Below are 13562 nucleotides of genomic sequence, written 5' to 3' on the forward strand. Positions count from 1 at the left end.
CGGTGGAGCGGCGGGTCAGGTGGTGCCGCCGCGGCATCCGTCCACCGGGCCCCGGTGCGTCCCGCGGCATCCGGTTCGTGCCGGGCTGTCGGCGGTCCCGGTTACCGTTGTCCGGGTGTCCCCGCGCATCACCGATCCCGAGCAGCTCAAGGAGCTCCTCGGGATCCCGTTCACCCCGGAGCAGACGGCCTGCATCACCGCGCCGCCCGCCCCGCAGGTGATCGTGGCCGGAGCCGGGTCGGGCAAGACCACGGTGATGGCCGCCCGCGTGGTCTGGCTGGTGGGCACCGGTCAGGTCGCGCCCGAGCAGGTCCTCGGCCTCACCTTCACCAACAAGGCGGCGGGCGAGCTGGCCGAGCGCGTCCGCAAGGCGCTCATCGCCGCCGGGGTCACCGACCCCGACGTCATCGACCCGGACAACCCGCCGGGCGAGCCCACCATCTCCACGTACCACGCCTTCGCCGGCCGCCTCCTCACCGAGCACGGCCTGCGCATCGGCCTGGAGCCCTCCACCCGCCTCCTCGCCGACGCCACCCGCTACCAGCTGGCGGCGAAGGTGCTGCGCGAGGCCCCGGGCCCGTATCCGGCGCTCACCCGGTCCTTCTCCACCCTGGTCAGCGATCTGCTCGCGCTCGACGGGGAGCTGTCCGAACACCTCGTACGGCCCGGGACGCTGGAGACGTACGACACCGAGCTGCTGCGGGACCTGGCCACCGCCAGGCTCAGCAACGCCGACCTGCGCAAGATCCCCGAGGCCGCCGAGGCCCGCCGCTCGCTCCTCGGCCTCACCGAGCGCTACCGGGCCGCCAAGCGGAGCCGGGACCTGCTGGACTTCGGCGACCAGATCGCCCTCTCCGCCGAGCTGGCCCTGACCCGGCCCGAGGTCGGGAGGATCCTCCGCGAGGAGTTCCGGGTGGTCCTCCTCGACGAGTACCAGGACACGTCGGTGGCCCAGCGGCTGCTGCTCTCCGCACTGTTCGGAGCCGGTACGGCGCCCGGGGAGGACGGCCAGGCGCCCACCGGCCACCCGCCCCCCGGCCAGGCGCCCACCGGCCACGCGGTGACCGCCGTGGGCGACCCCTGCCAGGCGATCTACGGCTGGCGCGGCGCGTCCGTCGCCAACCTCGACGACTTCCCCGAGCACTTCCCGCACGCCGACGGCACCCCCGCCACCCGCTACAGCCTCAGCGAGAACCGTCGCAGCGGCGGCCGGCTCCTCCAGCTCGCCAACGGCCTCGCCGAGCCCCTGCGGGCGATGCACGAGGGCGTCGAGGCGCTGCGCCCCGCCCCGGGGGCCGAGCGGGACGGCATGGTCCGCTGCGCCCTGCTGCGCACGCACACCGAGGAGATCGCCTGGCTCGCCGACTCCCTCGCCCACCTCGTACGCACCGGCACCCCGCCCGGCGAGATCGCCGTCCTGTGCCGCACCGCCGGGGACTTCCCCGAGATCCAGGCGGCCCTGGTCGCCCGGGACATCCCGGTCGAGGTCGTCGGCCTCGCCGGGCTGCTGCACCTGCCCGAGGTGGCGGACCTGGTCGCCGTCTGCGAGGTCCTCCAGGACCCGGGGGCCAACGCCTCCCTGGTCCGCCTCCTCACCGGACCGCGCTGGCGCATCGGCCCCCGGGACCTCGCGCTCCTGGGCCGCCGCGCCCGCCTCCTCGTGCACCGGGCCGGCCACGCGGACGACGCCGACGCCGACCAGCGGCTCGCGGACGCGGTCGAGGGCACCGACCCGGCCGAGGTGATATCGCTCGCGGACGCGCTGGACACCTTCCTGGTCGTGGCGGACGCCGCCGACGACGGGCTGCCGTTCTCCGCCGAGGCCCGCGTCCGCTTCGCCCGCCTCGCCCGGGAACTGCGCGACCTGCGCCGCTCCCTGGCCGACCCCCTGATGGACGTCCTGCACCGGGTCCTGGCCACCACCGGGCTGGAGGTCGAGCTGTCGGCCTCCCCGCAGGCACTGGCCGCCCGCCGCCGCGAGACGCTGGCCAACTTCCTGGACATCGCGGCCCGGTTCGCCTCCCTGGACGGGGAGGCCTCGCTGCTCGCCTTCCTCGGCTTCCTGCGGACCGCCGCGCAGTACGAGAAGGGCCTCGACAACGCGCTGCCCGGCGGCGAGAACACCGTCAAGGTCCTCACCGCCCACAAGTCCAAGGGCCTGGAGTGGGACGTCGTCGCCGCACCCGGGCTGGTCACCGGCCAGTTCCCGAGCGACCGGGGCCGGGAGGCGTGGATCGCCCAGCCCCAGGTGCTCCCGCACGCCCTGCGCGGCGACGCGGCGACGCTCCCCGCCCTGGACCCGCACGACGGCCTCGACGCCAAGGCCGTCAAGGCGTTCAAGGCGGAGATGAAGGAGCACCAGCACACGGAGGAACTGCGCCTCGGCTACGTCACCTTCACCCGCCCCCGTTCCCTGCTCCTCGGCTCCGGCCACTGGTGGGGGCCGTCCCAGAAGCGGACGCGGGGCCCGTCCGCCTTCCTGGAGGCGCTGTACGAGCACTGCGCGGCCGGTCACGGCGAGATCGAGGCCTGGGTGGACGAGCCCGCCGAGGACGAGGAGAACCCGGCCCTCGCGGAACGGGACGCCGACCTGGCCTGGCCGCTCCCCCTGGACGCCGACGCCCTCGCCCGCCGCCGCGCCGCCCGGGACACGGTCCTGGCCCACCTGGAGCGGATGGCCGCCGGTGAGCCTTCGTACGGGCCCGCGCCCGCCGACGTACCGGCCGACGAGCCACTGTTCGAGGAGGAACCCTTCAAGGAGGAGCCGGCCGACGAGGACTGGGACTGGGACGCACTCCCCACGGACCGCCCCCCGGGCCCGCCGGAGGCCGAACCGGACACCGACCCCGTTCCGCACATCCCGGCCGCACGTCACCCGCGGGAGGATCCGGCGGCCGGGCGGCTCACCCCCGAGGAGGCCCGCACCCTGGCCTCCTGGGACCGCGACCTGGACTCCCTCGCCGGGGAGCTGCGCCGCGCCCGCGCCTCCGTGCGCGAGGTCCTCGTGCCCGCCGCGCTCTCCGCCACCCAGCTGCTGCGCCTGGCCGAGGACCCCGACGCCTTCGCCCGGGAGCTGGCCCGCCCCATGCCCCGCCCGCCCCAGCCCGCCGCCCGCCGGGGCACCCGGTTCCACGCCTGGGTGGAGTCGCGGTACGAGGAACTGCCGCTGCCCATGCTCGGCCCCGACGAACTGCCCGGGGGCGACGAGAACGACGCGGAGATCGCGGACGAGCGGGACCTCGCCGAGCTGAAGGAGGCGTTCGAGCGCACCCCGTACGCCCGGCGCACGCCGTACCGGGTGGAGACCCCGTTCCAGATCACCCTGGCGGGCCGTGTGATCCGGGGCCGGATCGACGCCGTCTACCGCACGGGCGACCGGTACGAGATCGTCGACTGGAAGACCACCCGGCACCGCACCGCCGACCCGCTCCAGCTCGCCGTCTACCGGCTGGCCTGGGCCGAACTGCACGGCCTGCCGCTCGACGAGGTCTCCGCCACCTTCCTCTACGTCCGCAGCGGGGAGACCGTCCGTCCGCGAGACCTGCCGGGCCGTGCCGAGCTGGAGCGAATCCTGCTGGACGAGCCCACCCCCGAGGACGGATAGGCTCAAGAGTATGAGCGAGACCCCGGACAGCGCCGTCCGTACGTACACCGAACAGCACCGCGCAGCCTTCCTCGACGACCTCGCCGCATGGCTGCGCATCCCGTCCGTCTCCGCGCAGCCGGAACACCACGGGGACGTACGGCGCAGCGCCGAGTGGCTGAGCGCCAAGCTCGGGGAGACCGGCTTCCCGGTCACCGAGATCTGGGAGACCCCCGGCGCCCCGGCGGTCTTCGCCGAGTGGCCCAGCGAGGACCCCGGCGCCCCGACCGTCCTGGTCTACGGCCACCACGACGTGCAGCCCGCCGCCCGCGAGGACGGCTGGGCGACCGACCCGTTCGAGCCGGTGATCCGGGACGGCCGGATGTACGGGCGGGGGGCGGCCGACGACAAGGGCCAGGTGTTCTTCCACACCCTCGGGGTCCGCGCCCACCTCGCCGCGACGGGGCGCACCACCCCCGCCGTCAACCTCAAGCTGCTGATCGAGGGCGAGGAGGAGTCCGGCTCGCCGAACTTCCGCGCCCTGGCCGAGCGGCACGCCGACCGGCTCGCCGCCGACGCGGTGATCGTCTCGGACACCGGGATGTGGGACGAGGACACCCCGACCGTCTGCACCGGCATGCGCGGCCTCGCGGAGTGCGAGATCGAGCTGTACGGCCCCGCCCAGGACATCCACTCCGGATCGTTCGGCGGAGCCGTCCCCAACCCGGCCACCGAGATCGCCCGCCTCGTCGCCGCCCTCCACGACGCGGACGGCAAGGTCGCGATCCCCGGCTTCTACGACGGGGTCACCGACCTCACCGACACCGAGCGGGCCCTCTTCGCCGAACTGCCCTTCGACGAGGCCACCTGGCTGCGCACCGCGAAGTCCGGGGCGGCGGCGGGCGAGGCCGGATACTCCACGCTGGAGCGCGTCTGGGCCCGCCCCACCGCCGAGGTCAACGGCATCGGCGGCGGCTACCAGGGCGCCGGCAGCAAGACGATCATCCCCTCCTCGGCCCTGGTGAAGATCAGCTTCCGGCTGGTCGACGGCCAGGACCCCGACGCCGTACAGCAGGCCGTCCGCGCCTGGGCGGAATCCCGCGTCCCGGAGGGCATCCGCCACCGGATCGCCTTCCAGCCCGCCACCCGCCCCTGTCTCACACCGCTGGACCACCCCGCCCTCCAGGCGGTGGCCCGCGCGATGGGCCGGGCCTTCGGGAAGAAGATCCTCTTCACCCGCGAAGGGGGCTCCGGCCCCGCCGCCGACCTCAGGGACGTCCTCGGCGCACCCGTCCTCTTCCTCGGCATCTCCGTACCCTCCGACGGCTGGCACGCCCCCGACGAGAAGGTCGAGCTGGATCTGCTGCTCAAGGGCGTGGAGACCACCGCCCACCTGTGGGGCGAGCTGGCCACGGCACTGCGCTGAACGCCCGGGACTCCTGAGCGCCCGGAACCGGAACTCCGCTGAATCCTCTGCACACCCTCCACGTACCTGTGCCCACCCGATCCACCCAGGGGGAGTAGGAAGCACCTGTGAGCACCTTCGACAACGCCACCGCAGACCGCCCGATCGGCCTCACCGCGCCGAGCGGCATCGACCGCGCGGCACACCACCGCCTCGACGAGGCGTGGCTGGCCGTGGCGTGGAGCCACCCGACGACCCGCGTCTTCGTCGTCTCCGGCGGGCAGGTGCTGATCGACGACACCCCCGACGGGGGCACCGGGATCGTCATGACCCAGGCCTTCGAGGCCCCGGTCACCGAGACCCACCGGTACTTCCTCGGCACCGACGAGGACGGCGTCAGCTACTTCGCGCTCCAGAAGGACTCGCTGCCCGGCCGCATGGACCAGTCGGCCCGGCCGGCCGGACTCCGTGAGGCGGGCCTGCTCCTCGGGCCCCGGGACGCGGGGCTGATGGTGCACGCCGTCGCCCTGGAGAACTGGCAGCGGCTGCACCGCTTCTGCTCCCGCTGCGGCGAGCGCACCGTCATCGCGGCGGCCGGCCACATCCGCCGCTGCCAGGCCTGCGGCGCCGAGCACTACCCGCGTACCGACCCGGCGGTCATCATGCTGGTCACCGACGATCAGGACCGGGCCCTGCTGGGCCGCCAGGTGCACTGGCCGGAGGGCCGCTTCTCCACGCTCGCCGGGTTCGTCGAGCCGGGGGAGTCGATCGAGCAGTCCGTGGCCCGCGAGGTCTACGAAGAGGCCGGGATCACCGTCGGCGAGGTCGAGTACATCGCCAGCCAGCCGTGGCCGTTCCCCTCCAGCCTGATGCTCGGCTTCATGGCACGGGCGACCTCCTTCGACATCACCGTCGACGGCGAGGAGATCGAGGAGGCCCGCTGGTTCTCCCGTGAGGACCTCACCGCCGCCTTCGAGTCCGGCGAGGTCATGCCCCCGTTCGGCATCTCCATCGCGGCCCGGCTGATCGAGCTCTGGTACGGCAAGCCGCTCCCGAGGCCCGGCAGCGCCAAGCGGAACGGCTGAACGCCCCCGGACACACGACTGCCCCCGGCGGTGCCGGGGGCAGTGGTATGCGCGACGGGCGGTCGTCCATCGGCCGGGATCAGGCGGCGAGCGCCTGCTTCACCTGGGCGAGGGACGGGTTCGTCATGACCGACTCGGTGCCCGAGGGCGCCACGATCAGCAGCGTGGGGACCGTCTGGTTTCCGCCATTCGCCTTCTCGACGAACGCGGCCGACTCCGGGTCGTGCTCGATGTTGACCTCGTTGTACGCGATGCCCTCGCGGTCCATCTGACTCTTCAGCCGACGGCAGTAGCCGCACCAGGTGGTGCTGTACATCGTCACAGTGCCCGCCATGTCGCTGGCGCTCCTTCGTCTCGTCCGTACGCTGCGCGGCCGGCAGCGTCACCCGCGGTCGGCCGCCGTCGGCGGCCCCTCCGCATGGATAGGCAACGTCCGGGGCGCGACCGCCATTCCCACCTTCCCACCATGCCCCCCGTGCCGCCCGAGTGCCGGCCCCCTGCCGTCCCCGCACCGGCCCCCGTACCGCCGGAGCCGGTACGACGAACACCCCACCCCTGTGGACAACCGCCGCATCCGCCCCTGGAGACCTGGCAGCATGGCGGGGTGACAGCAGCAACGCACTCCACCCTCTTCCCCCAGGTCCCCGAGACCCCGGACGCCGTGCTGGACGGGCTCGACCCCGAGCAGCGCGAGGTGGCCCTGGCCCTGCACGGACCGGTGTGCGTGCTGGCCGGAGCGGGTACGGGCAAGACCCGCGCGCTCACGCACCGCATCGCCTACGGGGTGCGTGCGGGCATCCTCCAGCCGGCCACCGTGCTCGCCGTCACCTTCACCAACCGGGCCGCCGGAGAGATGCGCGGCCGCCTGCGACAGCTCGGCGCGACCGGCGTCCAGGCCCGGACCTTCCACTCCGCCGCCCTCCGCCAGCTCCAGTACTTCTGGCCGAAAGCAGTCGGTGGCGAGCTGCCCCGGTTGCTGGAGCGGAAGGTGCAGCTCGTCGCCGAGGCCGCCGCCCGCTGCGAGCTCCGGCTCGACCGCAACGAGCTGCGGGACGTCACCGGCGAGATCGAGTGGGCCAAGGTCACCCAGACCGTCCCCGCCGACTATCCGGCGGCGGTCGCCAAGACCCAGCGGGACGCCCCCCGCGACCCGGCGGTCCTCGCCCAGATCTACTCCACCTACGAACAGCTCAAGCGCGACCGCTCGGTGATCGACTTCGAGGACGTGCTGCTGCTCACCGTCGGCATCCTCCAGGACCGGAACGACATCGCCGAGCACGTGCGAGGCCAGTACCAGCACTTCGTCGTCGACGAGTACCAGGACGTGAGCCCGCTCCAGCAACGGCTGCTCGACCTCTGGGTCGGGGACCGGGACGACCTCTGCGTCGTCGGCGACGCCAGCCAGACGATCTACTCCTTCACCGGCGCCACCCCCGACCATCTGCTGAACTTCCGCACCCGCCACCCCGGGGCGACCGTGGTCAAGCTGGTGCGCGACTACCGCTCCACCCCCCAGGTCGTCCACCTCGCCAACGGTCTGCTGAGCCAGGCCCACGGCAAGGCCGCCGACCACCGTCTGGAGCTGGTCTCGCAGCGCGACAAGGGCCCCGAGCCGGTCTACACGGAGTACGGGGACGAGCCCACCGAGGCCGAGTCCACCGCCCGGCGCATCCGCGACCTCATCGCCGCGGGCGTCCCGGCCGGCGAGATCGCCGTGCTCTACCGCGTCAACTCCCAGTCCGAGGTCTACGAGCAGGCCCTGGCGGACGCCGGGGTGCCCTACCAGCTGCGCGGGGCCGAGCGGTTCTTCGAGCGGGCGGAGGTCCGCGAGGCGGGCACCGCCCTGCGCGGCGCGGCCCGCGCGGGGCGCAACGACTCCCTGCTCGACGGGGCGGAGGACCTGGCCTCCCAGGTGCGGGCGGTGCTCTCGACCAAGGGCTGGACCGGCCGGCCGCCCGCCGGATCGGGAGCCGTGCGCGACCGCTGGGAGTCGCTGGCCGCGCTGGTGCGCCTCGCGGAGGACTTCGAGGCGGCGAAACCGGGGGCGACCCTGACCGACCTGGTCCGTGAGCTGGACGAGCGGGCGGCCGCCCAGCACGCCCCGACGGTCCAGGGGGTGACCCTGGCCTCGCTGCACGCGGCGAAGGGCCTGGAGTGGGACGCCGTCTTCCTGGTCGGCCTCACCGAGGGCATGATGCCGATCGCCTACGCCAAGACCGACGAACAGGTCGAGGAGGAGCGCCGCCTGCTCTACGTCGGGATCACCCGCGCCCGGATCCACCTCTCGCTCTCCTGGGCGCTGTCCCGGTCGCCGGGCGGCCGGGCGAACCGGCGGCCGACCCGCTTCCTGAACGGGCTGCGGCCCGGCTCGACGGGGGCCGGCACACGGGGCGGCGTCGGTGGGGGCGGCGGGATCGACCGGGGAGCCGGCCGGGCCGCCGTCGGGCGGACCCCGGCCGTCGAGCGCAGACCCAGGAGCCCGGTGCGCTGCCGGGTCTGCGGACGCACGCTCACCGACGCGGGCGAGATGAAGCTGATGCGCTGCGAGGAGTGCCCATCGGACATGGACGAGGCGCTCTACGGACGGCTGTACGACTGGCGCGCCGCCCAGGCGGCCCTGCTGGGGCAGCCGGACTTCTGCGTGTTCACCGAGAAGACGCTCATGGCGATCGCCGAGGCCGTGCCGTCCACCGAAGGCGAGCTGGTCGTCATCGCCGGCGTCGGCAACCGGAAGCTGAGCCGCTTCGGCACCGATGTTCTGGCGATCTGCGCAGGTGAGGCGATTGATGGCGCGTCCGAGGAGGGCCCGGACGAGACCTGAGGAAAACTCGTCCAGAAAATAGTTTGCGCCCGCCCCAGTCGTCACCATAGGTTCTTAACCACGGGAACGGCGGCTTCTCTGAAGCCCTGATGCCGTGCTGTACTTATCCGAATACGCAGGACCGGTTTCGGCCGGTCCCCCTGAGACGCCGAGAGGAGGCGATTGAAGTGATCAGCATCATCGAAACCCAGAAAATGACCGATCTCTCGGTCGTCTCCGCCTGCTCGCTCGGCCTCACCCGCTCCTCGGTTGCCTCGCTTCGCGCCACCGGTCTGTCCGGCGTCTCCGCCGTCCGTCCGCTGTCCCCGGCGAGCCTCCCCGTGACGCGGGAGCGTAATGAGCGACCGATCGAGGCACCGGCGGCAGCAGTAGCGAAGGCAGCGCAGGCTCAGGCCTATGCCTTTGCGGCAGCCGGTGCCGGAGCCGAGAAGCAGACGCAGCAGCACCACACGATGTGGGCCTTCCGTGGGCCTGAACCCTGGAGCGATCCAGCCTGATCCAGCATCAGGCCGGCGCCTTCAGGGCCGCGGAACCCCACTCGGGATCCGCGGCCCTTTTGTTTTGTCCGAACGGACGGGACGGAATGAAGGAGCCTCGGGACAAGCAGGACCTGGTACCAGCAGCCGCCAACCGGCCAACAGGCCGGCACGACCAGACGAGGACACCACCCACCGTGCACACCGAAACGCACGCCCCGTCAGTACCGCTTTCCACCCCGATCTCGCCGCCCGGCTCCACGGAGGACTCCGCCTTGACCCCGCTCACCACGCTCACCGCGCTCGACGACGCCATCGAGAACCTCGGCGTACCGGTGCCGTGCCGTTCCTACGACCCGGAGGTCTTCTTCGCCGAGTCGCCCGCCGACGTCGAGTACGCCAAGTCCCTCTGCCGCACCTGCCCGCTCGTCGAGGCCTGCCTCGCCGGGGCGAAGGACCGCCGGGAGCCGTGGGGCGTCTGGGGCGGCGAGCTTTTCGTCCAGGGCGTCGTCGTGGCCCGCAAGCGTCCGCGTGGCCGCCCGCGCAAGAACCCGGTCGCAGCGTGACCGCGACCTGTGGGGTCCCCGCCCCCACACGCCGGCTCCGCCTCGGAACCATCGACCGTCCCCAGACCCATGACCCCCGGAATCAGGCACCGATGATCACCCCCACGAAGGAGCCCGTCGGCTCCGCCACCCCCGACGTCACCATCATCGGCGCGAACGACTCGCGTCAGAACAGGACCCGCGAAATGCAACTCATCCCAGAAGCCATGGCGCGTGCGCATATGCGCGACCGCCTGCGGGAGGCCCAGGAGGACCGCAGGTCGGCCCGCCTGATCACCGCCCGCCGGATGCAGCGACGGGCGGAGCGCGCCTCGCTGCGCGCCCGCCGCGCGCTGGCCATGGCGGTCATGCACTGACCGTGCACGCATCACCCCACCGCGGGGCCGTCCGGACACGGACGGCCCCGCGGTGCGTTGTACCCCCTGCGCCCGTCCGGCCGCGGGGATATCGTCAGGAGGTGGACGAGGAGACCCATCCCCCCGAACAGGCCGCCGGCCACGGCGCGGTGTGTGCTCGCTGCGGCACCGTGGCCGAGGGTGACACAGCCCCTTTGACCTGGCTCTGTTCCGTGGAGGACGGACGCCGACTCCTCTTCTGCGAGAGCTGCGCCCGCCTCCACATCCGCGCTGTAGAGAGCCGCCTCGACTCCGTCTGGTGGTGACCGAGGCCCCCCGGTGGTGACCGAGGCCCCCGGTGGTGACCGAGGCCCCCCGGTGGTAACCGAGGCCCCCCGGTGGTAACCGAGGCTCCTGACCTGTCCTACGCCTGGACGGGTTCTCCCTCGGGTTCCCCCTCCGGCTCGCCCTTCTCCTCGGCGTACTCCGCCTCCGCCACCCCGGTGTCCTCGGCGGTCTCCGCGAGGAACCCCGGCAGCCACTCCTCCAGCTCGTCGCGCAGCCGGACCGTCGCGCCCAGCTGGCACAGCACCCCGATCGTGCTGAGCGTCACCCGGTGTATGAGGACGTAGGACGGCGGGAGATTCAGCTGCCGGCCGAGCTGATGGGCGGGGGAGCGCGGATCGGCTATACGGGCCGCCTGTTCGCGGATCCAGCCCCGGCTGAAGGTGAACTCCTCCACCTGCGTGGGCTCGATGATCGGGACCAGATAGTCGAGCACCGCGTCCGGGTCCAGGCCGATCGACTCCTTCACGAAGCCCTCTTCGCGCAGCAGCCCGTACACCCCCGCCGCGTCACCTTCCAGCGTCAGCCGCAGGGAGTCGCCGATGTTCCGCGGCAGTCCGCCCGGCAGCCGGTCGACGGTGCCGAAGTCCAGCACCCCCAGCCGCCAGGACCCGATCGCACCGCCGTCCTCCTCCGGAAGCCCCGCGTCCCCGGTCCGCTCCACGTCCTCGGTCCCCACCCCCTTCTCGGTCCGACCCGCGTCCTCCGCCGCCGGTGGCAGCAGCCGGAAGTTGCCCGGGTGCGGGTCGGCGTGCAGCAGGCCGGTGCGCGCCGGACCGGAGAAGAGGAAGCGGGCCAGCAACTGTCCTGCCCGGTCCCGCTGCTCCGCCGTCCCCTCCGCGATGACCTCGGACAGCGGGATCCCGTCGATCCACTCCGTCACCAGAACCTGGTCGGACTGGTGCACCACCTGAGGGATCACCACATCCGGGTCGTCCGCGAACTCCGCCGCGTGCTCCCGCTGCGCCCGGGCCTCCAGCTCGTAGTCCAGTTCCTCCGAGACCCGGTCCCGCAACTCCTTGATCAGCGGCTTGATGTCCATCCCCGGAACCAGTGGACCCAGCAGCCGGGCGAAGCGGCTGAGCTGGCCGAGATCGGAGAGCAACGCCTCGCCCGCACCGGGATACTGCACCTTCACCGCGACCCGGCGGCCGTCGTGCCACACCGCCCGGTGCACCTGCCCGATCGAGGCGGCAGCCGCCGGGGTGTCCTCGAACTCCAGGAAATACTCCCGCCAGTCCTCTCCGATCCTTGTCGCCAGAACCTCGTGGACCGTGCGGGCGGGCAGCGGTGGCGCGGCCTCCTGGAGCTTGGTCAGCGCGGCCCGGTACGGTCCGGCAACCTCCTCGGGCAGAGCCGACTCGAAGACGGAGAGGGCCTGGCCCAGCTTCATGGCCCCGCCCTTCAGCTCACCCAGGGTCTTGAACAACTGGTCCGCCGTGCGCTGCTGCACCTCACGGGCGACCAGCTCGGCCGACTTTCCGCCGATCCGCTTGCCCAGACCCCATGTGGCACGGCCGGCGAAGCCGAGCGGAAGCGCGGCCAGCTTGGCCGTACGCGTAACCGCCTTTCGGGGAAGATCAGACATGTGCCCCTCCAGTTCCCAGACTGCCGTGCCGCTCGCGCCTGGCGGTGTCGCTCCGGCGACGGCGGTCACCCCGCCATTGTGTCCTGCGCCGGAAGGGCGCCGGAGGTCCGATCCCTCATAGCGCCTCCGGCCGCTCCGCAGGAGCAGTCCGCATGCGGGCCGATCGGCTCGGAACGCCAGTCCAGCAAGGGCAGAGCCGCCTCCCAGCGAACTCCGGTACAGGAAGGGAGGTCCCCGTCCAGAAACGCCAGGGCATGGGCCGCGGCGAGACCGGCGACCGCCGTCGCGAGCCCCAGATCGCAGGCGGGCACCGCTCCCCGCCGCCCGGAACGCCACTGCGCCAGCATCCGGGGCCACTGCGGATCCCGGTCCGCACGGTGCAGCTCCAGGCAGCCCGCGCACCCGGTGCCCCCGGGCAGGACGAGCGGCCCGACCACCCCGGTGGCCTCGATCACTCCCGCATAGAGATGGGGAGTGCCCGACGCGATCCAGGGACCGGCCGTGTCCGCGACGGGCGCGTACACCGCGAGGCCGTCCCGGGGAGCGACGACGATCAGGGACAGACCGGGCTGCCCGGCGCTCCCCGGTGGGCCGGCCGCCGCCCCGTCCGTCCCCGCCCGCCGGGGAGCGGGCCCGGGCGCGGACCGGCGGACGAGCCGACGGGCCGCCACGTCGCGCCGTTCCCCCACGGCTGCCGGGGGGAGTCCCCCGGGCGCCACGTCCCCGTGCTCGGTCCGGCCCCCGTCGAGCACTTCCACGTGCCCCACTCCGGCGCCCGACAGCACCGAGGCGATGGACGCCCCGACCCGGCCCGCTCCCCGGACCTGGACCCGCATCGCCCGCCGGGCCGCCATCCGGCGCGTGCCACCGCCCGGCTCGGGGCGGACGACCGAAAGGGACGCCACATCGGGGCGCTGGCGATCCATCACCTCGGCGCGGCGGCACAGGACATCGGCTCCCTGGCCGGCCGACCTCGGATCGTCCAGGAGTCCGGCCTCCGTCAACCGTGCCAGCAGTGTGTCCACATGACGTTCCGACAGATCCAGGGCGCGGGCCTCCTCGTGGAGGAGCGGCAGCCCTCGGGTGCCGTCGAGCAGTTCCAGAAAGCTCCCCGTGGCGAGGTCCACCGGCCCGAGCGTCACCGCATGTGCGGGTGTCACACCGAATTGCACGGTGTTCCGCCCGCGCCAGGCGCGGCGCAGTGCGGGCTTCAGCATCGGATACATGAATTCTCCCCCCGAGCGGTGTCGCGGGCGCGGATGTGCTCGCGGACCCGTTGACCCACGGCTCTTTCCGCAGGACCTCCGCCAGAATGCGGGCCCGCGCCGAACCGTGCCCGAAGTTGTCCACAGGCACAG

11 protein-coding genes are annotated in these 13562 nt (G+C 73.0%); 8 read left to right on the forward strand and 3 right to left on the reverse strand.

From position 1 onward, the window contains the following. Positions 1-115: 115 nt before the first annotated feature. From DTB53_RS18975 to nudC, 3 genes are all read left to right on the forward strand, one after another. Entirely contained in the window at positions 116-3604 is a 3489-nt protein-coding gene (locus DTB53_RS18975; protein ID WP_012379131.1) for an ATP-dependent helicase, read from the forward strand. Between the two features lie 10 nt (positions 3605-3614). Continuing rightward, positions 3615-5009, forward strand: coding sequence for a dipeptidase (locus DTB53_RS18980; protein ID WP_003966450.1), 1395 nt, complete (start codon positions 3615-3617; stop codon positions 5007-5009). 107 nt (positions 5010-5116) lie between these two features. Next, positions 5117-6073, forward strand: a complete 957-nt coding sequence (nudC, locus tag DTB53_RS18985; protein WP_003966449.1) for an NAD(+) diphosphatase — start codon at positions 5117-5119, stop codon at positions 6071-6073. Between the two features lie 79 nt (positions 6074-6152). Here nudC and DTB53_RS18990 read toward each other — a convergent pair whose 3' ends face one another. After that, positions 6153-6407 carry a glutaredoxin domain-containing protein gene (locus tag DTB53_RS18990; protein WP_006127421.1) on the reverse strand — a complete coding sequence of 85 codons (255 nt, stop codon included), beginning with the start codon at positions 6405-6407 and terminating at the stop codon, positions 6153-6155. A gap of 270 nt (positions 6408-6677) precedes the next feature. Between DTB53_RS18990 and DTB53_RS18995 the strand changes: the two genes are divergently transcribed. The 5 genes from DTB53_RS18995 (at position 6678) to DTB53_RS37450 (ending at position 10597) form a co-directional block, all read left to right on the forward strand. Then, positions 6678-8894, forward strand: coding sequence for an ATP-dependent DNA helicase UvrD2 (locus DTB53_RS18995; RefSeq protein ID WP_003966447.1), 2217 nt, complete (start codon positions 6678-6680; stop codon positions 8892-8894). A 167-nt stretch (positions 8895-9061) separates the two neighbouring features. After that, complete coding sequence (locus tag DTB53_RS19000) at positions 9062-9391, forward strand: hypothetical protein (RefSeq protein ID WP_042496173.1); 330 nt, start codon at positions 9062-9064, stop codon at positions 9389-9391. A 176-nt stretch (positions 9392-9567) separates the two neighbouring features. After that, entirely contained in the window at positions 9568-9936 is a 369-nt protein-coding gene (locus DTB53_RS19005) for a WhiB family transcriptional regulator (protein WP_003966445.1), read from the forward strand. After that, positions 9933-10292, forward strand: coding sequence for a putative WhiB-interacting protein (locus DTB53_RS19010; RefSeq protein WP_012379129.1), 360 nt, complete (start codon positions 9933-9935; stop codon positions 10290-10292). The genes DTB53_RS19005 and DTB53_RS19010 overlap by 4 nt, the downstream gene beginning before the upstream one ends. Positions 10293-10393: 101 nt before the next feature. Beyond that, entirely contained in the window at positions 10394-10597 is a 204-nt protein-coding gene (locus DTB53_RS37450) for a hypothetical protein (protein ID WP_012379128.1), read from the forward strand. A gap of 98 nt (positions 10598-10695) precedes the next feature. On the opposite strand, the gene DTB53_RS19020 is transcribed toward DTB53_RS37450, so the two are convergent. Together DTB53_RS19020 and DTB53_RS19025 are read right to left on the reverse strand one after the other, a co-directional pair. Further along, the gene (locus tag DTB53_RS19020; protein WP_012379127.1) at positions 10696-12204 is read right to left on the reverse strand and encodes an ABC1 kinase family protein; all 1509 of its coding nucleotides are present in this window, start codon (positions 12202-12204) and stop codon (positions 10696-10698) included. A 65-nt stretch (positions 12205-12269) separates the two neighbouring features. Further along, the gene (locus DTB53_RS19025) at positions 12270-13430 is read right to left on the reverse strand and encodes a ThiF family adenylyltransferase (protein WP_012379126.1); all 1161 of its coding nucleotides are present in this window, start codon (positions 13428-13430) and stop codon (positions 12270-12272) included. Positions 13431-13562 lie beyond the last annotated feature (132 nt).

Source organism: Streptomyces griseus, assembly GCF_900460065.1.
Lineage (GTDB): Bacteria > Actinomycetota > Actinomycetes > Streptomycetales > Streptomycetaceae > Streptomyces > Streptomyces griseus.